Source organism: Novosphingobium sp. CF614, assembly GCF_900113255.1.
GTDB lineage: Bacteria > Pseudomonadota > Alphaproteobacteria > Sphingomonadales > Sphingomonadaceae > Novosphingobium.
Genome location: NZ_FOOR01000021.1, coordinates 25659 through 51647, shown reverse-complemented (window position 1 = coordinate 51647; position 25989 = coordinate 25659). Strand labels below are relative to the sequence as shown.

At 60.6% G+C, this 25989-nt stretch carries 21 protein-coding genes and 1 pseudogene; 14 read left to right on the top strand and 8 right to left on the bottom strand.

The genetic code is table 11. The features are described from left to right. Nucleotides 1-506 precede the first annotated feature (506 nt). Nucleotides 507-1193, top strand: a complete 687-nt coding sequence (locus BM052_RS16455; protein ID WP_091148645.1) for a type IV toxin-antitoxin system AbiEi family antitoxin domain-containing protein — start codon at nt 507-509, stop codon at nt 1191-1193. Beyond that, nucleotides 1186-2037 (top strand): nucleotidyl transferase AbiEii/AbiGii toxin family protein, encoded by an 852-nt coding sequence (locus tag BM052_RS16450; RefSeq protein WP_091148643.1) that lies wholly within the window; start codon nt 1186-1188, stop codon nt 2035-2037. Before BM052_RS16455 ends, BM052_RS16450 begins: the two co-directional genes overlap by 8 nt. Nucleotides 2038-3056: 1019 nt before the next feature. Here the strand turns inward: BM052_RS16450 and BM052_RS16445 are convergent. From BM052_RS16445 to BM052_RS16440, 3 genes are read right to left on the bottom strand one after another with little or no spacing between them, the layout of a single operon-like run. Further along, on the bottom strand, nt 3057-4346 hold the full coding sequence (locus BM052_RS16445) for an FAS1-like dehydratase domain-containing protein (protein ID WP_091148655.1): 1290 nt from the start codon (nt 4344-4346) through the stop codon (nt 3057-3059). A gap of 58 nt (nt 4347-4404) precedes the next feature. Continuing rightward, the gene (locus BM052_RS19640; protein WP_143084876.1) at nt 4405-4578 is read right to left on the bottom strand and encodes a long-chain fatty acid--CoA ligase; all 174 of its coding nucleotides are present in this window, start codon (nt 4576-4578) and stop codon (nt 4405-4407) included. Then, nucleotides 4575-4847, bottom strand: coding sequence for a hypothetical protein (locus tag BM052_RS16440; RefSeq protein WP_143084875.1), 273 nt, complete (start codon nt 4845-4847; stop codon nt 4575-4577). Before BM052_RS16440 ends, BM052_RS19640 begins: the two co-directional genes overlap by 4 nt. Before the next feature lie 250 nt (nt 4848-5097). Between BM052_RS16440 and BM052_RS16435 the strand changes: the two genes are divergently transcribed. The 4 genes from BM052_RS16435 to BM052_RS16420 all read left to right on the top strand — a co-directional run bounded on the left by BM052_RS16435 (nt 5098) and on the right by BM052_RS16420 (nt 10392). Continuing rightward, complete coding sequence (locus BM052_RS16435) at nt 5098-6837, top strand: N-acyl-D-amino-acid deacylase family protein (RefSeq protein WP_091148639.1); 1740 nt, start codon at nt 5098-5100, stop codon at nt 6835-6837. 41 nt (nt 6838-6878) lie between these two features. Then, the gene (locus BM052_RS16430; RefSeq protein WP_091148637.1) at nt 6879-7907 is read left to right on the top strand and encodes an aldo/keto reductase; all 1029 of its coding nucleotides are present in this window, start codon (nt 6879-6881) and stop codon (nt 7905-7907) included. 77 nt (nt 7908-7984) lie between these two features. Beyond that, nucleotides 7985-8824, top strand: a complete 840-nt coding sequence (locus BM052_RS16425; protein WP_143084874.1) for an amidohydrolase family protein — start codon at nt 7985-7987, stop codon at nt 8822-8824. Nucleotides 8825-9102: 278 nt separating this feature from the next. After that, the gene (locus BM052_RS16420; RefSeq protein ID WP_143084873.1) at nt 9103-10392 is read left to right on the top strand and encodes a spinster family MFS transporter; all 1290 of its coding nucleotides are present in this window, start codon (nt 9103-9105) and stop codon (nt 10390-10392) included. 132 nt (nt 10393-10524) lie between these two features. Here the strand turns inward: BM052_RS16420 and BM052_RS16415 are convergent. After that, nucleotides 10525-10948, bottom strand: a pseudogene (locus BM052_RS16415) (integrase core domain-containing protein); the annotation flags it as partial. 291 nt (nt 10949-11239) lie between these two features. Here BM052_RS16415 and BM052_RS16410 point away from each other — a divergent pair. From BM052_RS16410 to BM052_RS16400, 3 genes are all read left to right on the top strand, one after another. Beyond that, the gene (locus tag BM052_RS16410) at nt 11240-11926 is read left to right on the top strand and encodes a type IV toxin-antitoxin system AbiEi family antitoxin domain-containing protein (protein ID WP_091148632.1); all 687 of its coding nucleotides are present in this window, start codon (nt 11240-11242) and stop codon (nt 11924-11926) included. Then, a complete protein-coding gene (locus BM052_RS16405; protein ID WP_091148631.1) occupies nt 11919-12770 on the top strand; it encodes a nucleotidyl transferase AbiEii/AbiGii toxin family protein in 852 nt (283 codons plus the stop codon). Before BM052_RS16410 ends, BM052_RS16405 begins: the two co-directional genes overlap by 8 nt. Before the next feature lie 61 nt (nt 12771-12831). Beyond that, nucleotides 12832-13173 (top strand): hypothetical protein, encoded by a 342-nt coding sequence (locus BM052_RS16400; protein WP_091148629.1) that lies wholly within the window; start codon nt 12832-12834, stop codon nt 13171-13173. Nucleotides 13174-13250: 77 nt separating this feature from the next. On the opposite strand, the gene BM052_RS16395 is transcribed toward BM052_RS16400, so the two are convergent. Beyond that, on the bottom strand, nt 13251-14381 hold the full coding sequence (locus BM052_RS16395; RefSeq protein ID WP_091148654.1) for a coiled-coil domain-containing protein: 1131 nt from the start codon (nt 14379-14381) through the stop codon (nt 13251-13253). 199 nt (nt 14382-14580) lie between these two features. On the opposite strand from BM052_RS16395, the gene BM052_RS16390 reads away from it, so the two are divergent. Then, the gene (locus BM052_RS16390; protein WP_091148627.1) at nt 14581-17019 is read left to right on the top strand and encodes a TOTE conflict system archaeo-eukaryotic primase domain-containing protein; all 2439 of its coding nucleotides are present in this window, start codon (nt 14581-14583) and stop codon (nt 17017-17019) included. A gap of 155 nt (nt 17020-17174) precedes the next feature. On the opposite strand, the gene BM052_RS16385 is transcribed toward BM052_RS16390, so the two are convergent. From BM052_RS16385 to rtcR, 3 genes are all read right to left on the bottom strand, one after another. Beyond that, on the bottom strand, nt 17175-18113 hold the full coding sequence (locus tag BM052_RS16385) for a nucleotidyl transferase AbiEii/AbiGii toxin family protein (RefSeq protein WP_091148625.1): 939 nt from the start codon (nt 18111-18113) through the stop codon (nt 17175-17177). An 11-nt stretch (nt 18114-18124) separates the two neighbouring features. Then, a complete protein-coding gene (locus BM052_RS16380; protein WP_091148624.1) occupies nt 18125-18703 on the bottom strand; it encodes a hypothetical protein in 579 nt (192 codons plus the stop codon). 153 nt (nt 18704-18856) lie between these two features. Next, entirely contained in the window at nt 18857-20455 is a 1599-nt protein-coding gene (rtcR, locus tag BM052_RS16375; protein WP_091148622.1) for an RNA repair transcriptional activator RtcR, read from the bottom strand. A 267-nt stretch (nt 20456-20722) separates the two neighbouring features. On the opposite strand from rtcR, the gene BM052_RS16370 reads away from it, so the two are divergent. From BM052_RS16370 to rtcA, 4 genes are all read left to right on the top strand, one after another. After that, entirely contained in the window at nt 20723-22285 is a 1563-nt protein-coding gene (locus tag BM052_RS16370) for a vWA domain-containing protein (protein WP_091148621.1), read from the top strand. Nucleotides 22286-23063: 778 nt separating this feature from the next. Continuing rightward, a complete protein-coding gene (locus BM052_RS16365) occupies nt 23064-24290 on the top strand; it encodes an RtcB family protein (RefSeq protein WP_091148619.1) in 1227 nt (408 codons plus the stop codon). Nucleotides 24291-24324: 34 nt separating this feature from the next. Continuing rightward, nucleotides 24325-24786 (top strand): hypothetical protein, encoded by a 462-nt coding sequence (locus BM052_RS19635; RefSeq protein ID WP_130751606.1) that lies wholly within the window; start codon nt 24325-24327, stop codon nt 24784-24786. Next, nucleotides 24762-25826: an RNA 3'-terminal phosphate cyclase gene (rtcA, locus tag BM052_RS16360; RefSeq protein WP_255406215.1), complete on the top strand. Its 1065-nt coding sequence runs from the start codon at nt 24762-24764 to the stop codon at nt 25824-25826. The genes BM052_RS19635 and rtcA overlap by 25 nt, the downstream gene beginning before the upstream one ends. Nucleotides 25827-25989: the final 163 nt, after the last annotated feature.

The window sequence follows — 25989 nt, the reverse complement described above, 5'->3', positions numbered from 1 at the left end:
CCCCGACAAATCAGCCAGGGGAAAGGTCAAAACATGGGTCACTTCTCAGTGGAAATTTATACCTCTCCCGGGGCAACTCTCAGCGGAAATCAACAAAGCCGGGTCGATCCGGGACCAAGAAAAGCACCAACAAAATGATGTGCTGTTGCTGGTCTTGACCGGACGTCACCGGAAATTTAGCCGGCGATCATCCGTCGATTTATGCTGTAAAACCAGCCGCTTGCTGGACGTTGCTGGACGCACTTAGCGTCCAAAAGTGGTGCCAGAAGAGGACTCGAAAACAGTCCTGTATGGCGTAGAAATCCGCCATTTCTTGAGAGTCATCGCAAGGTGGTACCATGCTCGATACCCTGGGACTTTTTATCGGAGTGGTTTGAGTCTCGAAGCCTCCAAAATCATGTGCGTTGGCAGGTGATTCGACGGGGCTGCGTTGGACCAACGGACGCTGCTCATGGCTCTTCAGGAAATTCTTGAAACTTTCATTCTTTGAAAGTATCTGGAATTTTATGATCACGCTTGCAGAACAGGTTGAAGAATCGGGCCTTGCAGATCGTATTTTCAGCGAAGGCCAGCTTCGTGAGCTTCTGGGTGGCAGCGATGCCCGCCGCTATGCTCTGGTTCACCGGGCACTAAAGAACGGGTCGCTGATCCGTCTCAAGCGGGCTACCTATATGCTCGGTCGGCGAACCAGCAACGATGCCGTCCACCCCTTTGCCGTAGCACAGGCCCTCCTGCCGGGCAGCTATATCTCCTTTGAAACCGCCCTGGCCTATCATGGCTGGATTCCAGAGGCCGTCTTCACCACGGCAAGCGTTTCACCGGGCCGCAAGACGATCACCCATGATACGCCATCCTTCGGGCAATTCAGCTTTCACCCGCTCGCGCTCCAGGAATACCAATTCCTGACGAGCGTAGGCCGCGAAAAGCTCGGCAAACTCACGGCATTTGTCGCGCAGCCTTTACGGGCGCTGATCGATCTTGTCGCTCTACGAAAGGAGCATTGGTCCGGTCTGGACTGGCTCACCATCGGCATGCGGATCGACAAAGACCGGCTACGATCGCTCGGGCGCAAGGATTTCGCTGCGCTCCGGCCCGTTTACAAGCACAAGGCCGCCAACGCGTTTCTCCATTCACTCGAAGACGCCATTCTGACGATCAAAGGCGCGGTCAAAGGACGTCCCTCGGATGATTGAGATTATTCAGGAAAAGCTCCGCCAATATGGAGCGACCAACGCGGTCGAGGAGGAGAATGCGATCAAGGAGATCGTCCAGGAGGTCGCTCTGTACGCGCTCTGGCGTGGCGATTTTTTCGACGTAGCTCTTTTCCAGGGTGGCACCAGCCTGCGCATTCTGCACCGTCTGCCAAGATTTTCCGAAGATCTCGATTTCATGCTCCGGTCGCCGAACCCAGAATTCGACTGGGCCCCCTATCTCAAAATTCTGGTCGAGGTTTTCGCCCAATTCGGATTGAAGCTCGATGCCCAGCCCAAGGAGAGAATGGACAAGGCAGTTCGGGAGGCGGTGCTCAAGGATAATTCCATCGCGAGTCAGCTCGATCTGACCTTCGCGGGCACGGGACGTCGCAGGACGATCAGGATCAAGCTGGAGATCGATACCAATCCACCGCCTGGGTCCGGGGAAACCAGCACCTTTCTCGATTTTCCCGCCGATTACGAGGTGCGGCATCAAGATCTGCCTTCCAACTTCGCGCTGAAAATCCATGCTCTGCTTTGCCGGGGTTATCTGAAGGGCAGGGATTGGTATGATTTCTCCTGGTATGTCTCGAACGGGGTTTCTCCCAATCTGATGCATCTCCAGGCCGCTCTGATCCAGGCAGGCCCATGGGCGGGGCAGGAAGACCTCAAGATCGATATGGCATGGCTGGAGGGCATGCTGCGGGCCACAATAGTCGCTGTCGACTGGAAGGCCGCCGCCGAAGACGTCAGGCGCTTCCTGCGCCCAACGGAGGCAAAGTCGCTGGAATTATGGAGCGACCGCTTCTTCCTCGCGAAACTGGAGAAGATGGTGGGGGCGTGACTTTTTGCCGCTCTTGCCGGCCGCCACGCACCTATGTCAGCGCGCCACGGCTAGGGCATCGTCGTCAGCCGTTCGATGAAACGCTCCTTTCGGGCGTGTCGTTCGCGGATTCCATGAAGTCGTCGGCCGAATTCAGCCACCCTCGGGCGCCCGGATCGCCTTGCGCGACAACCGCAGATCACGCGCAATCGCCTTGATCCGCGTGCCCCCGGCATGCTCCCGCCGGATCCGAACCACTGTCTCCACCACCAACATCCCGATCTCGCCACCTGGAAAACCAGGCCGCTGCCTAAACCATCGAAATGAGGGGCCCTTTTGCACGCCGGTCTACAGTAGCGGACGCGCACCAGAAGCTACCCAGTGATTAGGCGTGCAAGTCCGCAGAGCTGCTTGCGCTCGCTATCCGTGGATAGCCGCGCGCGGTTACCGCGGCGACTGCGCTCGACAGCGGCTAGGGCGACCGGTCGATTGCCGATCGCACCGCGGCGATATTTCTGTCCATTGCCCGACGTTCGACAAACGGCGAGCATCAAGGCGCCGTGGATCGCCTCAACGCACGTCTGCACGCGGTCCGGACCGTTAAACCGCATGTGATCGAACGGACAGACTAGGATCTGGCCGCGTGGACGTCGACGGCAGTTGGAGGAGAGCGCGAGTTTCTTCGGCGTCTCATCGCAGTCTATCATCGCCGCCAGCGCCGCGCAGCGGCTGACATCGTGCGGGCGGCCTACCGGACCTCATGACGCGAGCCACTGCAGATCGACCTGATGGTGGGGACCTGTCCCCAGATTCCGGCTGCAGGATTTGGTCGCTATCCCCCTCGCGCCTCGCATCGATTGCGAGCCTGACCAGGACGTTGCATCCGCAAGTCGGCTGGACAATGTCCTGGCTTCCAACCGCTTCCGACAATCTCCTAGCCCCGCGCTATGCGGGATGATCCGCCGGGTGAATGGCGACATGCCACTCCTCGCGAGGACGCCGGTCACGGTGACCTTTCACCCGGCGGGTTATTTTCGCCCTTACGCCGGAGAATTCAGGCGTCTTGCCGCCGTCGCCATCAGATCAGCGCCGCGCGCGCAAATGTCGGCATCGGGGAAGGGCAACACGACAGCGCCCTTCGTCCGCGAGGGCAGGCGGATCGTACCATAGGCCTTGCACGTAATCTCGTCGCGCTGGTTGGTGCCGATAATCGAGAGATCGACCGAGCAGATCCCGTCCGCGTCGCTTTTGCTCACGACCGTGCCGGTGATGAACGTGGTGTCGCCATGGAAGTTGAATCCACGGATTTCGGTATCCAGCGTGGCGATCCACGCGTCGTCGCCCATCCAGTTGGTGATGGCGTGTGCCATCCAGTTGGATCGCATCTGACCATAGTCATAGGGCGCCGGCAGGCCCAGTTCCGCCGCGCGCTCCTGCTCCCAATGCACGCGCATCATCGTCTGCGGCACACCGTAGCGATCCTTGCTGTAAAAGGCGGACAGCTTCTGGCGTGTCTTCCAGTCATAGCGAAACGGACCGGCGCCGTAGGTGCCGCTAAGGCCCCAGCCCAGATGTCCGGCAATGATATCCAGCGTCCCGAGCGGCCCTTTCACCACCGGCACGATGCTATCGCCGGGATTTACGTCTTCCCACCAGCGCGGCTCCGGCCCGCGAATTTCCTCGGCCGCGTAGACCGCGTCGATCCTGGCGATCTCTTCGTCCGTGTAGACGTGCCGCTGGGTGTTGGCGTGCTTGCCGACCTGCCTGGAGCCGCCACGTTCGGCATTGATGAAGTTTTCGTAGCGAACCGCCACGGGCCTGCCGTCGCGATCGACATAGAGATGCCGGATCGTATCGAGCACGGTGCGTGCGCCGGAAAACGACGAGTTCGCCTTGACCTGCATGTTGGAGACGGCACTGTCATGATAGATGACGTCGCCGGGGCGGATCGGACGGAACAGCTTCCAGTTGGTGCCGACATTGTAGCGGCCGACACCGCGGTACAGGCCCTTGAACAGGGCCTTCATTTCGGGCGTGTCATATTTCGGCGTTTCGTTGATGCCGGTCGTGGTCGGGAACAGGGGCGGCGCGATCTGGCCACGCCAGCGCGTCTTTGCTCCATAGTCGGGTTCGTGCCACAGCGGGTTCTCGTCTGCGACGAAGCCGAAGGCGAAATGCCGGATGCCGTCGTCGGACACGAGCCGGTTGAAGCATTCGCCATGCTCGAATTGCGAAACGCCGATCTGGGCACGCTCCCGCTCGATATCCTCATCGGTGATCCGCGCGTTGTCGATATCGTTAGGGGTGTTGGTTTGGTTGGCGTCAGACATGGCATTCTCCTCAAATATGTTCGCCTGACCGCGCAGCACCCGGGCGAAATTGGGCGTTTCAGCCTTTTGCGATTTCCAGGGCTTGGGCCCTGATGGCTTTCATCGAATGGGTACGCGGCAGGCTGTCGACGAACTTGTGGGCCACTGGAACCTGATAGGGCGTCAGATGATCGCGAGCGAACTGCTTGAACTCGGCAGGATCGGGGTCGGTGACGCTGACAGGCTTGATCAACGCGAACCGGCCTGGATGCCGGGCACATAGCTCGTGTGATACCGGCAGGTGGTGAAATTCGAGACGATGATCGCGCCGTCGATACCTATCGCATCCATAGCCGCGATCTGCTGTTCGCCGGTCGCTTGATCGACACCTTCAATCTTGTAGGTCCATGGAGGCCCACGATGGCCGACCTCGTAGACATGCAACTGGCAATCGATCATGGCCACTTCTCTTTCCTGCTCCCTCAAGCGCATCCATGCCCACGGGCTGGCAATGGCCTTCATTGAAGCAGATGCCGTAGCATAACGCATATGCATGCGCCGCATGAAGGCAGGAGATTCGAGACGTAGGAAAGCCCGTCCGCCTGTTGCAGATTAAGGCCCTACCATTGGGCGTGCCTTGCTATTGCGGTGGGCAGTAGAACAGCCGCGATGGCAGCTTCGATCTGGCCGGCGGCGAGGGGCGTGGCAATCGATGGCTTTGAGCCATTATTGCCTTACTGAAAGTGGCATAGACCATAAAATAGGAGAGCGTATGGCCTACGAATTTGATATTGTCATTCGAGGTGGGACAGTCGCCGATGGGCTGGGTGCTCCGCTGAAGGCGGCGGACGTGGCGGTGAAGGACGGTCTCATCGTCGAGGTCGGCAAGGTCGCTGGGCGCGGCGCCGAAGAAATCGACGCGACGGGATTTGTGGTGACTCCCGGCTTCGTCGATATCCACACGCATTACGATGGCCAGGCGTCATGGGAAAACACGCTCAAGCCTTCCTGCTGGCACGGCGTGACCACGGTGGTGATGGGGAATTGCGGCGTGGGATTCGCCCCGGTCCGCGCCGGGGACCGTGATGCGCTGATCGAGCTCATGGAAGGTGTCGAGGATATTCCCGGCACGGCGCTCCACGAAGGCATCGATTGGACATGGGAGTCGTTCGGCGAGTATCTGGATATTCTGGGGCAGAGAAGCTTCGATATCGATGTTTGCGCCCAGCTTCCCCATAGCCCGCTGCGGCTTTACGTCATGGGCGAGCGGGCCGTGCGTCTGGAGCCCGCCACGCCAGAGGATTGCGCCAGGATGCGCGCATTGGCGCGCGATGCGATGGAGGCGGGAGCCATCGGCTTTTCCACGTCCCAGTCGCTTGCCCACAAGACCAAGAAGGGTGAGGTCACGCCGAGCTATCTGGCGGACGAAGCAGAATTGATGGCGATCGCAATGGCGCTGAAGGATGCCGATCGCGGCGTCCTGCAATGGGTTTCGGACTGGCACGATCAGGATGCCGAAATGGCGATGATCCTGCGGATCGTGCGGGCATCGGGACGGCCCTTGTCGATCTCGGTTGGCCAGAGTCACACGTTCAACCAGGACTGGCGCAAGATCCTGGCGACAATCACCGAAGCAACGGCTGAAGGTCTGGAGATTCGCGCGCAGGTGGCGCCCCGGCCGATCGGCATGATTTTCGGTCTGGCCACCACCCACACGCCTCTGCACACCGCTGGCAGCATTCGGGGAATTTCGAACAAACCGCTCGACGAAAAGGTCGCGATCATGCGCGACCCCGAATTCCGCGAGACTGTGCTGTCCGAAATGGAAAACAGCCCGGCACCGCCGGCTATCTTCAATCCGTCACGAATGTTCCCGATCGAGGGCGTTCCAGACTATGGCAAGGATCCGGAAAAATCGATCGCAGCCATCGCCGAGCGCGAAGGACGATCGGCCAATGAAGTGATCTACGACCGTCTTCTGGAGCAGAATGGTGAGAGTCTGCTGTTTTGCGCGGCGATGAACTATCTCGATCACAATTACGACGCGCTCGCGGAAATGTTCGCGCATCCGGGCACGGTTCTGGGCCTCAGCGACGGCGGAGCGCATGTGGGGATGATCGCCGACGGCAGTTTCCCCACGACCGCCCTCACCTACTGGGGCCGCGACGCGGCAAACGGCAAGCAGGGCGCGCTCGTCGAGGCAATCCGGCGCCAGACTTCGGCGACCGCCGAAACGGTGGGCCTGCGCGACCGCGGCGTGATCGCGCCCGGCATGAAAGCAGACCTCAACATCATCGACATCGCCGCGCTCGAAGTCGGGCCGCTGCGGGTGAGCCACGATCTGCCGGCAGGCGCGATGCGGCTGCTCCAGGGGGCCAAGGGCTACATCGCGACCATCGTCTCGGGCGTGGTCACGTATCGGGATGGGGCCGCCACCGGCGAACTGCCAGGACGGCTCGTGCGCGGGCCGCAGCATTCCCAAGCCTATGCTCGGGCAGAGGTGGCGCACTGAGGGCGGCTGCGCCTGACAAGTCATCATTCTGGAAGGATCACATGGAATATCGTCTTCTTGGCCGTAGCGGCCTTTACGTTTCGGCCTTTTCGTTTGGCTCGATGACCTTTGGCGGCGGCATGTCCGGCGATGTCGGGCCGGACGAGGCGCGCGCCATGGTCGACCTCTGCCTCGATGCCGGCGTCAACCTGTTCGACACGGCCGACGTCTATTCCAGCGGCCGATCGGAGGAGATCCTGGGGGAAGTGCTGAAGGGCCGCCGTCAGGACGTGCTGATCGCGACCAAGGCGTTCGGCCCGATGTCGCCAGGCCCCAATGGTCAGGGCCTTTCGCGCAAGCACCTGATGGATGCCTTCGACGCCAGTCTGAGGCGCTTGGGCACGGACTATGTCGACCTATACCAGGTCCACAATTTCGACAGCCTGACGCCGATGGAAGAGATCCTGCGCACGCTTGACGATCTCGTGAGTGCGGGCAAAGTCCGCTATATCGGTCATTCGAACTGGGCGGCCTGGCATCTTGCCAAGGCTGCGGGCCTGGCCGAAAAGCATAATTTCACGCCCTTCGTCAGCCAGCAGATCCAGTATTCGCTGCTCAAGCGCGATGCCGAATTCGAGATGCTGCCCGCCGGTGTCGACCAGGGCGTTGGCGCGCTGATCTGGAGCCCGCTGGCGCAAGGCTATCTTTCTGGCAAGTTTCGGACGGACGTGTCGGAAGTGACGCGGCTCGGCTCGGTTGGACGGGTGAACTATTGGGACGACGAGACCGGCCGCAAGGTGGTGCAGGCGCTGGAAGAAGTCGCCGCCGGCTATCCGGGCGCGAGCCTGTCACAAGTCGCATTGAACTTTATCCGCCGCCAGCCGGGCGTTTCATCGGTCCTGATCGGCGCGCGCACGATCGACCAGCTCAAGGACAATCTCGCGGCGGCGACATGGTCGCTAAGCGATGCTGACACGGAAAAGCTCAACCGCGCCAGCCGCAAGAGCCAGCCTTATCCGGCGTCGCACCACCGCACTTATGGTCGCGGCCGGATTCCCACACTCTCCCTGCAACCGATCCGGGCGGACTGATCATATAACCCCGGGCATGCGCCCCGGGAACGTGGCAAGGGCGCTCAGAAAGCAGCTAACCAAAGCGGAGACGAACGGTGGCTGTGATTGACTCTCAAGTCCATCTCTACGAGCCAAATCACGAAAAGCGCCCCTGGGCGCAGAACATCGCTGGTCCCGAGCAAGTCACTGGCGAGGAACAAATCGCCCAGATGGACCGGCTCGGTATCGACGGCGCAATCGTCATCTCAACATACCAGACCTATCGCTACGACGCCAGCTATGCGCAGGAAGTCTACGCAAGATATCCCGACCGGTTCGCACTGGTAAAGCCAGTCGACACTCGAGACCCTGCTGCTGGAGAGATCGTGTCCGAATGGGCCGGGGCGTCGGGCGCCGTCGGCGTCAGGATCATGCTGGTCTTCGTGGAAGGCAGGAACCCTCTTGATCCCGGACTGGACCTAGCGCTTTCGACCAGCGCCAAGCATGGTCTTCCGGTGAACCTGTTCGCATGGGACTATCTGGACGAGGCGCGGATCATCGTCGAGCGACATCCCGATACGCATGTTGTAATCGACCATGTCGGTCTGCCACAGCCCTATCGGCCCGAAGGACCGGATGTCTGGGCCGATCTTCCGAAGCTGCTTGCTCTCGCTCGTTACGGGAATGTCAGCGTGAAATTCACCGGCGCATGCGCCATGTCGGCCGAGCCCTTTCCGTTTTGCGACATCTGGGATCCGCTCCTGCGGATCCTCGACGCCTACGGGGTCGAGCGGTGCATGTGGGGAACCGATTGGGCGCGGACCTCGGATTTGCTGAGCTATCGACAGGGGACCGAGGCATTCCGCGTGACCGAGCGCTTATCGCAGAGCGACAAGGCCATGCTGCTGGGCGGCGCGGCAGAAAGAATCTATCGATGGTCGCCGCAGCGAAAATGAATGGGCACAGCCATCAAACGATCATTCTCTGCAGTACCGGAGCTATGTCTGGAAAAGATAAGCGATCGGATGCACAGCGTGTCGCGGTCATGGATTGATCAACCAGGCAACGGTGCGAGCTCGAAAAACTTTGGTGAACACGTTGATCGTCATACCCGAATGTGGACGGGCCTTCATGGGACGGTTCTCGAAAGGTGGCGCTCGCCGGTCCCGGGACGAAACCGCGATATCCGGCTCGCAAGGATATATAAAGGGAAGTGACATTGGATAAGTCGCGATTGGAAGAGGAACTCGACCCACCGGAAACGGCCGGTGGAATCCCGGCCGCTTCGAAAGTCCCTGCGGCGAGTTGGTATGCATTGGGGGTACTCACCTTCATCAATATTTTCGGCTATATGGACCGGATCGCGCTTTCGATCCTGATGCAGCCGATCAAGCTTGACCTGCATCTCTCCGACCAACAGCTCGGCTTGCTCTCGGGTATCGCGTTTGCACTATTTTACGCCATTCTGGGCGTACCGCTCGCGCGGCTCGCTGACCGTTCATCGCGGGTTCGGTTGATATCGATCTGCCTGACGCTCTGGAGCGCGATGACAGCGGTCAGTGGCCTCGCACAAAATTATACTCAGCTCTTTCTGGCCCGAGTCGGCGTCGGCATCGGCGAAGCGGGCTGCGTGCCGCCCGCGCATTCGCTGATCGGCGACTATTTTCCCCGCGCCAAGCGCGCGCTGGGCATCAGCCTTTTCAATGCGGGGGCGGCGGTCGGCGTCAGCGGCGGGATGTTCATGATCGGCTCGCTTGGCGAAACGCTGGGATGGCGCGCGTCACTCCAGATCGTCGGGCTTATGGGCCTGCCCCTGGCGGCGCTTACCTTCCTGACCCTGCGCGACCCGCCACGCCCCAAGCTGGAAAAATCCCAGCAGGAATCGGCGATCGAGTCGATCGGCGCCCTACTTCGCCGTCCTGCCTTCGTACATCTGGCGTTGGCGTTCTCGCTCGGACAGATCGCCACCCACGGCTTTTCGCAGTGGGCACCGACTTTCCTCATCCGTAGCTTCGATATGGGCATGGCCGAGATTGGCGCATGGATCGGCGGGATCAGCGCCGGCGGCGGCGTGCTCGGCGTAGTGGTCGGTGGTTTGCTGGCTGCCAAACTGATCCCCCGCGATGCACGCTGGGAACTGTGGATCCCGGGATTTGCCTTCTCGATCTGTATCCCGCTGTTCGTCATTATGGTGCTGAGCCCCTTCGCGTGGCTGGTGCTGCTGATGAAGGCGTTGATTGCATTCTTCGGCGCCACCGCGTCGGGCGTTGCCATTGCGGCCGTGCAATCCTTTGCCGAGCCCAGCCGTCGGGCCACGGCGGTATCGCTCGTGCTGTTCCTGGCGGCGATTCTCGGCGGGGGTGCCGGGCCTTATCTGATCGGCCTGGCGAGCGACCTCCTCGAGCCGAGCTTTGGCAAGGAAAGCCTTCGGTATGCATTCCTGATCGCCGCCACCATGCTGGTCTGGGCGACCATTCACTATTTCCTGGCCGCCCGAAGTTCAGTGAAAGATCGGGTGAATTGAGATCCTGCCATATAAGCGGTGGGCAAGCCGCGTTCTCGATAGGTGCGTCATCTGGACGGCACCTCCGGGGACCGTATCGCCCAGAAATTACCGGGCGTTGATCTGCCACCGCCGAGTGGGCCGGTTGGTTTGTTAGTGGATTATGCTCGCCGCCGCCATATCGGCGTGGAGGTGGAGGTGGAGGTGGAGCGAAGCGGAACCGGAGGCCGGATATGGCGGTGAGGCCGACTCTGGTGCCGGTGGTCCAGGCTGCTGTGCGGACGAACAGTGTGTAGTGCCGCCCGCAATGCTTCGATCAGCACCTTGGCCTCGGTGAGGCTATAGAAAGCAATTCGTCGCGTAGCGACCCGTTGAAGCTTTCATTATATCCATTCTCCCATGGTGATCCCGGCGCGATGTAGAGCGTCTTCACACCGATCTGCCCCAGCCATTGCTGGACGGCATTAGCGATAAATTCGGCGCCATTGTCCGACCGTATATGGGCTGGCGGCCCTCGCGTGACGAACAGTTCCGCCAAGGCCGCCAGCACGTCTTCATGTTTGAGTTGCCGCAAAATCTCTCTCGCTGGACATGCCTGAACGCCGCCGGACGTCCCTGGATTCCAAGCAGAAGAGGACTCCAAAACGAGCGATTCCGCCGCAGAAAACCGCCATTTCTTGAGCATTGTCGCAAGCTGATACCATGATCGATACCCAGGGACTTTTTGTCGGAGCGGTTCGAGTCCTGAAGCCCCGAAATTGTGAGTGTGCCCAGGTGATTCGATAAAGCTGCTTTGGGAGGCGATGGCCCTTGATGTCGATTCAAGAAATTCTTGAAACTTTCATTATTTGTAAGTATCTGGAATTTTATGAGCGCGCTTTCGGAACACATTTCGGGATCAAGCCTCGCTGAGCGGGTCTTCAACGAAGGCCAGCTTCGTGAACTGCTGGGCGATAGCGATGCCCGCCGCTATGCTCTGGTCAACAGGGCGCTGAAGGACGGTTCGCTGATCCGTCTCAAACGGGCCACCTACATGCTCGGCGAAAGGAGCCGCCGTGAGGCGGTTCATCCCTTCTCCGTGGCGCAGGCGCTTCTGCCGGGGAGCTATATCTCCTTTGAAACAGCGCTGGCCTATCACGGCTGGATTCCGGAGGCCGTCTTCACCACGGCAAGCGTTTCACCGGGCCGCAAGACGATTACCTATGATACGCCATCCCTCGGGCAATTCAGCTTTCATCCGCTCGCGCTCCGGGAATACCAATTCCTGACGAGCGTGGAACGGGAAAAGTTCGGCAAACTCACGGCATTCGTCGCGCAGCCTTTGCGGGCGCTGATGGATCTTGTCGCTTTACGAAAGGAGCATTGGTCCGGTTTGGATTGGCTCATCACCGGCATGCGGATCGACGTGGATCGGGTGCTGTCGCTTAAGCGCAAGGATTTCTCGGCACTCCGGCCCGTGTACAAGCACAAAGCCGCCAACGATTTTCTCCATTCTCTCGAAGCCGCTATTCTGACGAACAAAGGCGCAGCCAAGGGACGCCTCGCGGATGATTGAAATCATTCAGGAGAAGCTTCGCCAATATCGAGCGACCAATGCGGTCGAGGAGGAGAATGCGACCAAGGAGATCATCCAGGAGATCGCCCTGTACGCGCTCTGGCGTAGCGACTTTTTCGACGTCGCTCTTTTCCAGGGTGGCACCAGCCTGCGAATTTTGTATCGCCTGCCGAGGTTTTCCGAAGATCTCGATTTCATGCTCAGGTCACCGAACCCCGAGTTTGACTGGGCGCCCTATCTCAAAATTCTGGTCGAGGTTTTCGCGCAGTTCGGATTGAAGCTTGATGCCCAGCCCAAGGAGAGGATGGACAAGGCGGTTCGGGAGGCGGTGCTCAAAGACGATTCCATCGCGAGTCAGCTCGATTTGACCTTCGCGGGTACGGGACGTCGCAGGACGATCAAGATCAAGCTGGAGATCGACACCAATCCGCCGCCGCGATCCGGCGAAGCCAGCACCTTTCTCGATTTCCCCGCCGATTACGAGGTGCGGCATCAGGATCTGCCTTCCAACTTCGCGCTGAAAATCCATGCTCTGCTTTGCCGGGGCTATTTAAAGGGCAGGGATTGGTATGACTTTGCCTGGTATGTCTCGAACGGGGCGTCTCCCAATCTGACGCATCTCCAGGCGGCCCTCATCCAGGCGGGCCCATGGGCGGGGCAGGAAGGCTTCAAGATCGACTTGGCGTGGCTGGAGAACATGTTGCGGCATACAATTGCCGCCGTCGACTGGAAGGCCGCCGCCGCCGATGTCAGGCGCTTCCTGCGCCCAGCGGAGGCAAAGTCGCTGGAATTATGGAGCGACCGCTTCTTCCTCGCGAAACTTGCAAAGATGGTCGGGGAATGATTCTTTCGTCCGAAACTGTGGATCGGCATTGGCGTTGCAGTCATCCTGAGATCCATCTGCAATGATAGACGATCCCGCCAAAACCGACCGCCTTGTCGCAGAAATGGAAGCCTCGCTTCCATTGGAAACCAGGCTGTCGCCGAACGTCCAAAGCACCCTTGCGAAACAGTCGCCCGATTCTGCGATCCCGGACAGGTGCATGGTCACAAAAATCTTCTACATGGGCGAAGAGGGTGGGATAGTTTGTGGTCTGAATATCGGCGGACCGGGCGCTAAAACCCCTTTCTTCGTCTCAATAACCCATCTTATATTCGACAGACGATGCCCCATATTCCGCCAGATTGAAGCCTATCAGCGGCACCGCGTCAAAAAACTCAAACAACAGCGCGCGCGAGATTACTGACGCCCGCATGATTGATCGAGCCTATCCGAATTCGTTATGCCCCTCACGGACACTGACACGCGCTCATTGCAGCGCGGCTAAGGCAGCGCCGCCAGCCGTTCGATAAACCGCTCTTTCCGAGCATGCCGCTCGCGGATTTCGTGAAGCCGCCGGTCGAATTCGGCCGCCGTACCTTGAGCTTCGGCAATGGCACGCAGATCGACAAGAAGGGCGGCGGCTTTGTCATAGCCGGGGGCGTTGCGGCGCTCGATTTCGGCTTCCACCTCCTGCCAGACGCTCGCGCCCCGTCGAGCAACGGCATCGATCCGGGCAAGACGCGCTTTCTCGGCTTCCTCCGCCTGCCGGCGGCGGTCGGCTGCAGCTTTCTCGGCGTTCGCGCGATCACGAGTGAGGCGGACGGCGCGTGCGCGGGACCGTAACTCGCCAGCGGTTCGCGTACCATTGGACAAGCCGATATGTTGCTCACCCAGCTGTTTTCGAACTAGCGCGCGTAACTTTTCGGCGATGTGAGGATCGCCGTCGAACAGGCGGGTGAGCAAGCCCGTCTTCTCATGATCGGTCATGGCCGCGATGACTTCTCCGGCGGCGGCGGGCGATCCCGCCATCATATCCATGGGGCGATCGGCTGCCGCCTGCACGAGGTCGGGACCGATGCCGAAAAACTCCGCGAATGCTTCGAGCGCCCCCGTCAGCGGCCCGATGCCCGCCATGGGTTCGATCTCGTCATCGCCCAGCCCATCGCGCTCGACCGCTCCCAGCCACAACAGATAAAAGAGCCGGAGGTCGCCCGCGAGGAGATCGGCCCGGAGCGGCGCAAGCGCGGCGAGCCAGCCGGAGCCATCATCCCAATCCTCGTCCAGTTCGACTTCGTCACGTGCGATATCGAGGATCAGGGTGTCGCCAGCCGCCTGTAGCGTAGCCCAATCGATCCCAAGCAGGAGCGGCTTCATAAATCGCTGATCGACGAGCCTTTTAGGCAATCGGATCATCAACCGCCGTGTTCCCCAGTTTGCCAGATAGAGATGAAGGTCGAACCAGCGTTTCATGAAATCGGCGGGGTCGCCCTTCAGGTCGCCCCATTCGTAGGAATTGGTGAAGCTCGTCGCGGTTATCCGCGCCCGTGTCGATATCGCCCGGAGCGCTTGGCGATCCGTGTCGTCGAGCGGGCGATCGACCGCTTGGAATTCATAATATTGATATTCGCTCACGCTTGCCTCCGCCGCGCTTCCACTGTCACAAACGATGCCGATAGGCGACCGGTTGCTCTCGAAGGAAGGTTGCATCCTGTTTGGCGCGGCAATTCCCTGAGGTCGCGCTCATTCGGGCCGCTATCGTAATCAACTTACGCATACGAATCAGCACTTGAGCCTGTAAAAGAGACGAGTCGGGGACACTGATGGCGACCACATGACAGCCGAGCAAATTCAACATATTCGGACCCGGCTTGCCGCGCTCGGCGCCGAGCAGGTGGAGCTCGAAGCAATGCTTCGAAAGCTCGAACGCCAGCAGGCATCGTCCAGCTCCAATGATCGGCATCAGGTGCTTGGCGCGAACGAGCCCGCCGTGACGGCTTCCTCATCTCCGGCGGAAAAAGTGGCGCTCTTTCGCCGCCTCTTCGCTGGTCGCACCGATATATTTCCTGCGCGCTGGGACAATCAAAAGACGGGGCGCTCGGGCTATTCCCCCGCGTGCGCAAACGAATGGGCAAAAGGGGTGTGTGGCAAGCCGCAGATCAAATGCGGTGAGTGCCCGCATCAGGCATTCATCTCGGTGTCGGACGACATGATCGATAAGCATCTTCGCGGCGGGGGCAGTCGGCCCCGTGCTGCCAGCGACTTCGTTGCCGGAGTTTACCCGCTGCTCACCGACGAAACTTGCTGGTTCCTCGCCGCCGACTTCGACAAGCAGGACTGGGCGGACGATGCATTGGCGATGATCGATACGTGCCATGCCAAGGGCGTTCCCGCCGCTCTTGAGCGGTCACGATCCGGTAATGGCGGGCATGTCTGGATTTTCTTCGCGGCCCCGATCCCGGCGCGGATCGCCCGTCAGTTCGGGGCGGCGATCATGACCGAGACGATGGAACGCCGACCGGAGATTGGCTTCGGTTCGTATGACCGCTTCTTTCCGAGTCAGGATACGATGCCGCTCGGCGGCTTTGGCAACCTTATCGCATTACCCTTGCAGCGCAGGGCGCGCGAGAACGGCAACAGCGTCTTCATTGACAGAAACCTTCGCCCCTATGACGATCAATGGGCATTTCTGTCGTCATTGCCCCGGCTTGCCCCCGAGCAAGCTTCGGAAATGGTTGCCGAGGCGGAAAGGCGCGGCACGGTACTGAGCGTGCGGTTACCGGTCGACGATGAGGATGCTAACGAACCGTGGAGCATGACGCCATCGCGGCGCCGGGAGCCCGGACCGATTGACATCCCCTTGCCGGAGAAAGTCGGCATCGTCGTCGCTGACCAGCTTTATGTTGACCGCACCGAATTGCCGCCCGCCATGACGGCACGGATCATTCGTCTGGCGGCCTTCCAAAATCCCGAATTCTATCGTTCCCAGGCCATGCGATTGCCGACCTTTGGCAAGCCCCGGATCATCTCCTGCGCCGAACTTCATCCGCGCCATGTGGGGTTGCCACGTGGTTGCCTGGATGAAGCCGTCGAACTCCTTCGTGTTCATGGGGCCGAAGCGGTGGTGGAAGACTTGCGGACGACAGGCTCTCCATTTTCCAGGGAAGTCTGCTTTCGGGGCACGTTACACGGCTCTCAGGTGAAGGCCTTCGATGCGTTGGCACGGCATGATTATGGGGTGCTGGCAGCCACCACCGCGTTCGGCAAAACGGTCGTGGCCGCTGCGCTCATTGCTTTGCGGGCGCGCAACACGCTCGTTCTCGTTCATCGCCGCGAGTTGCTCACCCAGTGGGTGGAACGTCTCCGGACATTCCTTGACATCGATCCCAAGGAAATCGGCATTGTCGGCGGGGGACGCCGAAAACCTACGGGCATCATTGATGTCGCGGTGATCCAGAGCCTCGTGCGCAAGGGCGAGGTATCGGACATGGTAGCGGATTACGGGCACATCGTTGTCGATGAATGCCATCATCTCTCGGCGGCAAGTTTTGAGCTGGTGGCAAGACGGGCCAAGGCGCGTTACGTGCTGGGGTTATCGGCGACCGTTGCCCGAAAGGATGGTCATCACCCCATCATCTTCATGCAATGTGGCCCTGTCCGTCATCGCGTCGATGCGCGCGTGCAGGCCGCTGAGCGCGGCATTGCGCATCGCGCCAGGCATCGCCGGACAGCGTTCCGCTTGCCGTCGCCGCTGGCTACTTTGGACCGCCCTTCCATGCCGGCTGTCTATGCTGCCCTCGCGCAGGACGAACCGCGCAATGACCTGATCTTCGACGATGTTCTGAAGGCGCTCGAAGCGAAGCGATCGCCGGTTGTTCTGACCGAGCGGCGGGATCATCTCGACTATCTCCAACGCCGCTTCTCACGTTTTGTACGCAATCTCGTCGTTTTGCGGGGAGGCATGTCGGTGACCGAACGCAATGCCTCGGAAGCCGCGCTGCGCGTATCGAATGATGAGGAACGTCTCATTCTGGCGACCGGACGTTACATCGGGGAGGGATTTGACGACCAGCGGCTTGACACGCTTTTCCTGACGATGCCCATCTCATGGAAAGGCACGCTGGCTCAATATGTCGGACGGCTGCATCGCCAGCATGCCGGCAAGACCGAGGTTCTCGTTGTCGATTATGTCGACGAAACGGTTCCAATGCTGGCGCGTATGGCGGCCAAACGGCGAACCGGATATCGGGCGCTCGGCTATACGATCGAATAATATCGATCTTGGGTGACCGACCAAGGCACGCATCGCAATCTTGCAAATCTGGAATCATGTTCCGCAAATGCAGGGATAACCGGAGGCGTTTCCCGCTGCGACTTGTCCGAAAAATGCATACAAGCTTCGGGCCGCCCCAGAGACACGGTGACCTTTCACAGGCGATCGGCGAACTCTCGGATTCGACCAAGGACAGCATCGAGGCTTGGCTGTCCGCGATAATAGAGCGCGGAAGTCGCGGCATAGGCGCCAGTGAAGCGGCCGCGTATCGTTTCATCTGAAAGTTTGAACGCGGGATTTTCGGCGATCACCTTGTTGTCGGCGGCGGGGAAGCGCCCGTCCTTATGGGCGGCATAGGCTTCGGTGCCGATGAAAGTCTGAACGCCGGGATCGCCGAGGAGGCAGTAGACGTCATAATAGTGGCGGAGGAAATTCTGAGGCATGCTGCCATCTTCGAGGTGCCGTCGGAATTTTGTCGAGATCGTCTGGAGCTTCTCGACCAGCGTGTAGCCAGGTTCGTAGCAGGGCACATCGAACGCCCGGTTGTCGGTTAGCTCGACGAGACCGCTCGCTGCCGCTTTTTCATATGCCCATGAACTGATCAGGCACGGTCGGTTGGGTGCCACCTGGTCGAAACCTGCTTCCAGAAGGATGCCATCCTTAACGCCCTCTGGCAGTGGGTTACGGGGCGTATATCGTAGACGGATCCCGGCGCTTCGCATGCGTGGGTCATCGAATGCTTCATCACGCTCAACGTCATCGAAGCCGGCAATCGCAATTTTCGCCGGCAGACCGTCATAGAAGGCACGGCGGGCCTCGATGTGGGTGACCTTGTTTTGATTCTTGCCGGTCGGCAGGTCCTCAACGTCGGGATGGATCAGAATGTCGATGTCTTCGGAGAAGCGATGGATGAGACCATACCCTTTCGAGAGCGACGTTCCGCCTTTGAGTTCGAAGGTGAAGCCCAACTGCTGCAAGCCCCAGAGGGCGTGCATGATCCAATAATCCTTCTCGACCAAGCCCGGATCGATCGCCTGCTCGCGGGAGACAACGGCAAGGAGATCGTCAAAATCCTCTCGATCGTGCAGCAACATCTCGTGCGCCTTCAGCCGCGTTCGAGAACAGGTGCCAGCAAGCGTTCGGCCCGCGCGGAGCCAAAATCCTGGACAGCCTTGGCGAGACGCGAACGGTCCATTTCCCTGGCCCGCTCGAGAGCGCGTGGCAGCACTGCCAATTTGTCTTCTGGCAGCCGATCAAGATTGTGCAACAGGTCGACCAGCAGGACTTCTTTAGATAGCCGCTTGGGTACCGACGACCGCATCCGGAAATCATAGACACGCCCGTCCAGGGTAAACCTTCCGTGCCGCTTGCGATTGTAGACGACCGGCTCGTTGTAGAGCTGCGTCGTACCGACCCCAAGCCCGTTGAACGCGTTTGGCGAGACCATCAGAAAACGGTCGTCGCCGAGGAATGTCTCGACAAGCTTTTCGGGCTTGGCCGGCGCGGCCCCGAACCGGGTTTGACGCGGCGCCATGTAGACACCAGTCGAAACCTTTTCGAGCCGCCCCTCCTCCACCAGTTGCCGCACATGACGATCGACGGCGTTGGACCAGCGCGCGAGATCCTTGCGACGGTAAACCTGTCCAGGGCGCAGGTGGCGCTTGAGATCGCTGAGGGCCGACATGTCAAATCTCCTGCGCCCCAGATAAGCGCTTGGAGTATGTCATGCAACGATTCTCATTAAAAATTCATGCAATTTCTTCTTGCCCAGGGAGTGTGCTCCCTTCCACCTTCGACGGGAGTGGCTCATATATGTTGAACAACGCGCGAAGCCGATTCAGCCGCCTCCCTTGGCAACTGCATCCCATATCAGACCAAAGCGAGCGAGGTACTTCCGTAATCTATCGGCGTCGTTCGTACTCGCGCGCTTTGCGCGCGAGGCTGAAAATAGCTTTCGACCCGCGTCGGATAGAGAGCGGCTCTCTCGGCACGTTTTTACGACAAAACCCAACTGGACACGATCAAAGGGATCAATTTCAGAAAATGTCGCTGCATCCAGCAAATCTTCGAGTCCGTCATCGTTCTGTCGCGCGCCGGGCCAAGACCGCTTCAACCGCACAATCTCTGTGGCTACGCCATCGGCATCGATCCGTCCTTTGGGCGAAAATGTTGCCATGCGGGTGACGCTCGCAGCAAGATCGCGGAAGTTACCGGGCCAAAATGCCTCTGCCGACATTGCAAAGGCCAGGTAACGTTCGCGTGCTTCTTTGTTGAAGGTAACACGCTCGCCCTCGCGCTCGGCATGGCGGTCGAGCTCATAGTCGAGATTCGGGGCGATATCCTCGCGGCGTTCGGCGAGGCCGGGAAGCTGGAATGTCCAAAGGTTGAGGCGTGCGTAGAGGTCTTCGCGGAAGGTGCCGTCAGCAACGCATTGCGCAAGATCGCGATTGGTGCCGGCGATCAGCTGGAAATCGCTTTCCGTTTCGCGATCGGCGCCGACCGGCAGGAAACGCTTATCCTCGATCGCGCGCAGGATCATTGCTTGTTCGTCGAGGCCGAGTTCGCCGATCTCGTCGAGGAACAGCATGCCGCCGTCGGCCGTACGAAGCAGCCCGGGGCGGTCCGCCGCCGCGCCGGTAAAAGCGCCTTTCCTGTGGCCGAACAGTGCCGACATCGCGCTGTCGCCGCGCAGGGTGGCGCAGTTCACTTCGACGAACGAGCCGCTGACTTGACGCTTCAACTTCTTGAGTTCGAAAATGCGGCGGGCAAGCTGGCTTTTGCCCGCACCGGTCGGCCCCATCAGCAGAATCGGCGCGCGGGTGCGGCTGGCGACCTGCTCGATCTCGTCGATCATCGCGTTGAACGCCGCGTTGCGCGTATCGATGCCGGACTTGAGGAACGACGTGCTTTCCGCGCTCGCCACGGCGAAGCGGGTGGCAATGGAATCGTAGCGCGACAGGTCGAGGTCTATCACGCTCCACGTGCCCGGCGCGGTTCCATCCACCCGCTTGCCGGGCTGCGTCTGGAGCAGGCGGCCGGGCAGGTAGTTCGCTTCGGTCAGCAGGAACAGGCAGATCTGCGCGACGTGGGTGCCGGTGGTGATGTGGACCAGCAGGTCCTCCGTTTCCGGGTCTAAGTTCAGCGTAAGCGCAAAATCGAGCAGCTTGCCGTAGACTTCCTCGAAGTCCCAGGCGTCCTCGAAATCGATCACATGGCGCTCGACATGCGTTTCGGGCGAGACCGAGGCGACATCCTCGCACACATATTCGGCGAGGCGCCGGTGAGCGTTGCCGTGGATCATGACGAAGCGGTCGACACGCAGGTCCTCGTGCATGGCGAGCGCGACTGAGGGCCGCCATTTCATCCAGCGCGAGGGACCGAACTTTGAAGCGTCTAGCGTGGAGCCGAGAAAGCCGATGACGGTGGTGGGTTTCATGCGAGAAGCTTATATAGATTTATACATTAAGATAAATATCGATCATACCTTGCGGGCGCTGTATTGCGTGCATTGAGATGGCTCTTGCTTAAAGAGCCTGAAAATCCGCCATTTTCAAAAATTTCTCTGCCTCTTCCAGCCATTTGGCACGCCCTCTGCAATATCATTGGCACCGGGCCGGTCGAACAGCCCGGTGCGAGGAAACGGGAAAGTGGGGCGGCTGGAATGGGCTGGCCGCCTCAAGCCCCGAAACGAAGGATTTGTATCATGGCTCTGAAGCGCCTTTTTGCCAGCACCGCCTCGCGGTTCCTGCCGCGCGCAGATGCCGTGAACGAAGCGGGCGGTGTGGCCTATGCCTATGGCCCGGAAGCCAAGCTGGCCCAGGTTGCCGCTACCGGCACGCTGGCCGATGGCTTCTACTCGAGTGCGGAGACCCAGCTCGCCGATGTCGTGCTGGCGGCCAAGGATGTCGATCCGGAATGGGTCACCAAGTGCGCGGTCTATTCGCGCCAGTCGGGCGCCATGAAGGATATGCCGGCTTTGCTGGCTGCCTATCTGACCATGGCCGATCCTGACCTGTCGGTGCGCGTGTTCAAGCGCGTAATCGACAACGGCCGCATGCTGCGCACTTTCGTGCAGGTCATGCGCTCGGGCCAGGTCGGGCGTGCCTCGCTGGGCTCGCGGCCGAAGCGGCTCGTCCGCGAATGGCTGGAGCAGGCGTCGATGGCGCAGCTGATGCAGGCAGCGACCGGCAACGATCCGAGCCTGGCCGACGTGGTCAAGATGGTCCACCCGGCACCGGCCTCGGCTGAGCGGCGCGCCTTTTATGGCTGGTTGATCGGCAAGCCTTACGATGTCGCGGCACTGCCGGCGGAGATCGCTGCATTCGAAGACTGGAAGCGTTCGCCGCAGGGCGAACTGCCCCCGGTGCCGTTCGAATGGCTGACCGCTTTCCCACTCTCGGCAGAGCAGTGGGGCGTCCTTGCAACTCGTGACGGCCTTGGCCGCATGGGCTGGCAGGCGCTGCGGATGAACCTCAACACGCTGGCGCGCAATGGCGCGTTCGCGGTGAACGGGGTCACCGAAGCGGTCGCAGCCCGGCTCGCTGACCGCCAAGCGATCGCCCGCGTGCGCCCGATGCCCTATCAGCTGATGGTGGCATTGGGCCAGGTGGGTGACGGTGTGCCGTTGGCGGTGCAGGCAGCGCTCGAAAGCGCGCTCGAAGCATCGCTGGCCGGTGTGCCGAAGCTGGAAGGTCAGATCGTGGTCTGCCCTGACGTGTCGGGTTCGATGGGTTCGCCGGCAACGGGCTACCGCAAGGGCGCCAGCTCGAAGGTGCGCTGCATCGACATCGCCGCGCTGGTCGCAGCCGCCGTGCTGCGCCAGAACCGCGATGCCCGGGTAATCCCGTTCGAGCAGACCGTGGTCAAGCTGAAGCTCGACCCCCGTGCCCGTATTGCCGTGAATGCGGCGAAGCTGGCGGGGGTCGGTGGTGGCGGGACCAATGTCTCGGCTCCGCTGGCGCTCCTCAACAAGGAGCGGGCGCGGGTGGATACGGTGGTGATCGTCTCGGATAACGAATCCTGGGTCGATCCCTCGCGGCGCGGGGCGACGGCGACGATGGCGGAGTGGAACAAGCTGAAGGCCCGCAACCCTGGCGCGAAGCTGATCTGCATCGACATCCAGCCTTATGGCTCCACACAGGCCAAGGATCGTGAGGACATCATGAATGTCGGTGGCTTCACCGACGCGGTGTTCGACGCAATGGCGCGCTTCGCCAAGGGTGAGACGCGCGACTGGGTTGAGATCGTTCAGAATACGGAGGTATGAAAGAATGGGTCACGGCGAATGCCGGAAGGACTACATCAGGATCTGACCGGCGCGGGTTCGAATCCCGCCTGCCCCTTCGAAGCAGTAGCTCAGCGGTAGAGCATCAGACGCCGAAAGGCGGTTGTCTTTCCAACTCTCGTCGCCGTGACCCTTCACCAGAATTCAGGAATTGCCGTGGCGAATGCCGGTGGGACTACATTGGCTCCAAACCGAAAGGTAAGGTCCGACGAGTAAAGCGCCCCATGAGGAGCAATCCGATGGGGAGATGCGGGTTCGAATCCCGCCTTGCCATGTAGCTTAAGGACCGCGTCTCACCATCCCTTGTCGCCACGGCAACCCCAATTCACGGCGAATGCCGGGTAAGGACTACATCCTGTCACGATGCTGGTCGCGGGTTCGAATCCCGCCGGGTCCACCATGTGCGGGCCCGTAGCTCAGCGGATAGAGCGGCGCCCCTTGTGGGCAATGTCTTTCCCACACCTCGTCGCCGTGAAACCGTTCAATGCTGGCGAATGCCGACGGGACTACATCGGTAAAGGCCGAAAGGCCGAGCGGTTCGATTCCGCCCCGGAGCGATCTGGGATGTCTCGTCAAATCTCGTCGCCAGTACGCGCAATATGTCGGCGAATGCCGGCGGGACTACAGGGATAGAGCACTCACCTTTGAGGTGGGAGGTCGGCGGTTCGAGCCCGCCCCCGGAGCAATCCGGAGTAGCTCAGGAAAAACGTCTCGCCACTTTTCGTCGCCGGCACCTATGATTGTTTCAAGGAGATCGGCCATGACCGACACGACTTACGAATTCCGGCATGTCGAAGGCGGCGTGCCGATCAAGATGTGGACGCGCGGCGTGCCGGTCGACGACAAGGCGCGCGATCAGCTCTCGCGCGCGGCGCAGATGCCGTTCATCTTCAGGCACGTCGCGGCCATGCCCGACGTGCACGTGGGGATCGGCGCAACCGTGGGGTCAGTTATTCCGACCAAGGGCGCGGTGATCCCGGCGGCCGTGGGTGTGGACATCGGCTGCGGCATGATGGCCGCGCGCACCTCGCTGATGGCGCATGACCTTCCGGACAACCTGGAGGGAATCCGCTCGGCGATCGAGCAGACCGTGCCGCATGGGCGCGATGTCGGGCGGGGCAAGCGTGACAAGGGTTCGTGGGGTTCCCCGCCCCCGGCGATTGTCGAGGCCTGGGCCACACTCGTCGCTCGGTTCGAACGGATCTGCGAGATGTTCCCGCGGCTGAAGAACACCAACAACCTGGTGCATCTCGGCACGCTGGGCACGGGCAACCACTTCATCGAGCTGTGTCTCGATCAGGAGGCGCGCGTGTGGGTGATGCTGCATTCGGGCTCGCGCGGGGTGGGCAACGCCATCGGCACGTTCTTCATCGAACTGGCCAAGCAGGACATGCGCAAGTGGCACATCAACCTGCCCGATGAGGACCTCGCCTACTTCCCGGAAGGGACTGACCACTTCGACGACTATGTCGAAGCGGTGGGCTGGGCGCAGGACTTCGCGGCATTGAACCGGCGTATGATGATGACCAACGTCATCGCCGCGCTGCGTTCGGTGATCGCGAAGCCGTTCGAGGCCGAGCTGGAAGCGGTGAACTGCCATCACAACTACGTGACGCGCGAGAACCACTTCGGCGAGAATGTGCTCGTCACCCGCAAGGGGGCGGTGCGCGCGGCGAAGGGAGCGCTGGGCATCATTCCGGGCTCGATGGGCGCCAAGTCGTTCATTGTGCGCGGACTGGGCAACCCGGAGAGCTTCGATAGCTGCTCGCACGGGGCCGGACGCGTCATGAGCCGCAACGAGGCCAAGCGCCTCGTCACGCTCGATGAACACGTCCGCGATACCGAAGGCGTCGAATGCCGCAAGGACGTGGGCGTCATCGATGAGACGCCCAAGGCCTACAAACCGATCGAAGCCGTGATGGCCGCCCAGGCCGATCTGGTGGAGATCGTCCATACACTGAAGCAGGTGGTCTGCGTGAAGGGGTGATCCCCCTTCACGTGGACTTCCCGAGGGTGCCGTCATGCGGGACTGGGTGAGTGAATGGAAGCAGGAAGGTCAGCTGTTCATCTGGCGCTATGCAAAACCAAGACAATCTTGGCGCGGGTGGCATTTTACAGCCGATCCAGCTGGCTGCCGTTCGATCAGGAACTTGCTGGATCGGATGCGAGGAGGCGCGGCATGTCATCGCACGCTTCGACTTTCTCCGGTTACAGACGCCGTTTTGAGCGTACCGAATTTTGGAAGCAAATGTGATGGACGCTTCGAAAAGCTCCGGATCGAATATGAGCCAGAGGGCGAAGACCTCGCCCTCGTTTCGAATTGCGAGAGTTTGACCATGACCGTTGGCGAAAAGCGTCTGCGGTTTCTATCCTCGGCATTTGCCGATGTTGAAATCGGCCAAGGCGACTTCGGAATTCGTCCATCCAACGACCGCAAGATCGATCCGTGGATGTTCTGGTGGATGCCCAGGTCGATAAGATAAATGTTGGAATTGAGACAAAGAGAATGATCACGATCGACGGATCGGAAGGCGAAGGCGGTGGGCAGATGGTGCGCAATTCATGCGCGCTGTCGCTCGTAACCGGCGAGCCGTTCCGCATCAGCAACATTCGCGCAAAGCGCTCGAAGCCCGGGCTCATGCGGCAGCATGTGACAGCGGTGGAAGCCGCGTGCGTGATCTCGGGTTCGGAATGCACCGGCCTTGCCGTTGGCGGGTCCGAGCTCGAATTCCGCCCCGGCCGGGTGATCCCTGGCGAGTATCTCTTTGCTGTTGGCACGGCAGGGTCGACCGGCCTTGTACTCCAGACCGTTCTGATGCCGCTCATCCTTGCCGATGGTCCATCGCGCCTCGTTCTCGAAGGCGGCACGCACAATATGTTGGCGCCGCCGTTCGACTTCATCGAACGCACCTTCCTCCCCGTGATCAATCGCATGGGGCCGAGCGTTTCCGCGCGTATCGTCCGGCACGGTTTCTACCCGCGCGGTGGCGGGCGGATCGAGGTCGACATCACGCCTTCGCCCCTCTCGCCGATCGATTGCCTTGACCGGGGCAAGCCGGCGGGCGTCAATGCGCAGGCAGTCTTCACCGGCCTGCCGTTCGAGATTGCCGAGCGAATGTTGACGCGTGCAAAGCGCGACCTGGCCGACTGGCCAGACGATGCCTTTGCGGTCCGGGAGCTGCCTTCAGATCAGGGGCCGGGCGTGATCCTGATGCTGGAGGCGCGCTATGCCAACGTCACCGAGGTCGTCAGCGGCTTCGGCCAGCTTGGCGTGCCTGCCGAACGGCTGGCGAAGACATCAGCCGCGCGCATGAACGGCTATATTGAAAGCGATGCTTTCGCCGGGCCTTACCTCGCCGATCAGCTGGTTCTGCCTTTCGCACTGGCAGGTGGCGGTGCTTTCACGACCGTGAAGCCCAGCCAGCACACGCTGACCGCGATCGATATTGCCCGCCGATTTACTGGCAGAGCCATCGGTCTCGAACAGCAGAACGGTGGAAGTCATCTCGTCAGCTTCGGGTGAGGTGCAGGCTTGGCGATCTATCGCCGGGCCGACCTCACCTGATTCCATCGTTGCGAATGCCGTTCGATTCGCGTAAAGGCCGCGCCGCTCGAACGGCAATTCCGCAGTTCGCAGGAGAAGACCATTGCTGGACCTACGCATCTATTCGGGCACCGTGCCCGCC

Excerpts from the sequence above, each read along its gene's own strand:
- BM052_RS16455 (WP_091148645.1), top strand. The coding sequence starts at position 507 with ATGATCACGCTTGCAGAACAGGTTGAAGAATCGGGCCTTGCAGATCGT.
- BM052_RS16450 (WP_091148643.1), top strand. The coding sequence starts at position 1,186 with ATGATTGAGATTATTCAGGAAAAGCTCCGCCAATATGGAGCGACCAAC.
- BM052_RS16445 (WP_091148655.1), bottom strand. The coding sequence starts at position 4,346 with ATGTCTGACGCCAACCAAACCAACACCCCTAACGATATCGACAACGCG.
- BM052_RS16440 (WP_143084875.1), bottom strand. The coding sequence starts at position 4,847 with ATGAAGGCCATTGCCAGCCCGTGGGCATGGATGCGCTTGAGGGAGCAG.
- BM052_RS16435 (WP_091148639.1), top strand. The coding sequence starts at position 5,098 with ATGGCCTACGAATTTGATATTGTCATTCGAGGTGGGACAGTCGCCGAT.
- BM052_RS16430 (WP_091148637.1), top strand. The coding sequence starts at position 6,879 with ATGGAATATCGTCTTCTTGGCCGTAGCGGCCTTTACGTTTCGGCCTTT.
- BM052_RS16410 (WP_091148632.1), top strand. The coding sequence starts at position 11,240 with ATGAGCGCGCTTTCGGAACACATTTCGGGATCAAGCCTCGCTGAGCGG.
- BM052_RS16405 (WP_091148631.1), top strand. The coding sequence starts at position 11,919 with ATGATTGAAATCATTCAGGAGAAGCTTCGCCAATATCGAGCGACCAAT.
- BM052_RS16400 (WP_091148629.1), top strand. The coding sequence starts at position 12,832 with ATGATAGACGATCCCGCCAAAACCGACCGCCTTGTCGCAGAAATGGAA.
- BM052_RS16390 (WP_091148627.1), top strand. The coding sequence starts at position 14,581 with ATGACAGCCGAGCAAATTCAACATATTCGGACCCGGCTTGCCGCGCTC.
- BM052_RS16385 (WP_091148625.1), bottom strand. The coding sequence starts at position 18,113 with ATGTTGCTGCACGATCGAGAGGATTTTGACGATCTCCTTGCCGTTGTC.
- BM052_RS16380 (WP_091148624.1), bottom strand. The coding sequence starts at position 18,703 with ATGTCGGCCCTCAGCGATCTCAAGCGCCACCTGCGCCCTGGACAGGTT.
- rtcR (WP_091148622.1), bottom strand. The coding sequence starts at position 20,455 with ATGAAACCCACCACCGTCATCGGCTTTCTCGGCTCCACGCTAGACGCT.
- BM052_RS16370 (WP_091148621.1), top strand. The coding sequence starts at position 20,723 with ATGGCTCTGAAGCGCCTTTTTGCCAGCACCGCCTCGCGGTTCCTGCCG.
- BM052_RS16365 (WP_091148619.1), top strand. The coding sequence starts at position 23,064 with ATGACCGACACGACTTACGAATTCCGGCATGTCGAAGGCGGCGTGCCG.
- BM052_RS19635 (WP_130751606.1), top strand. The coding sequence starts at position 24,325 with ATGCGGGACTGGGTGAGTGAATGGAAGCAGGAAGGTCAGCTGTTCATC.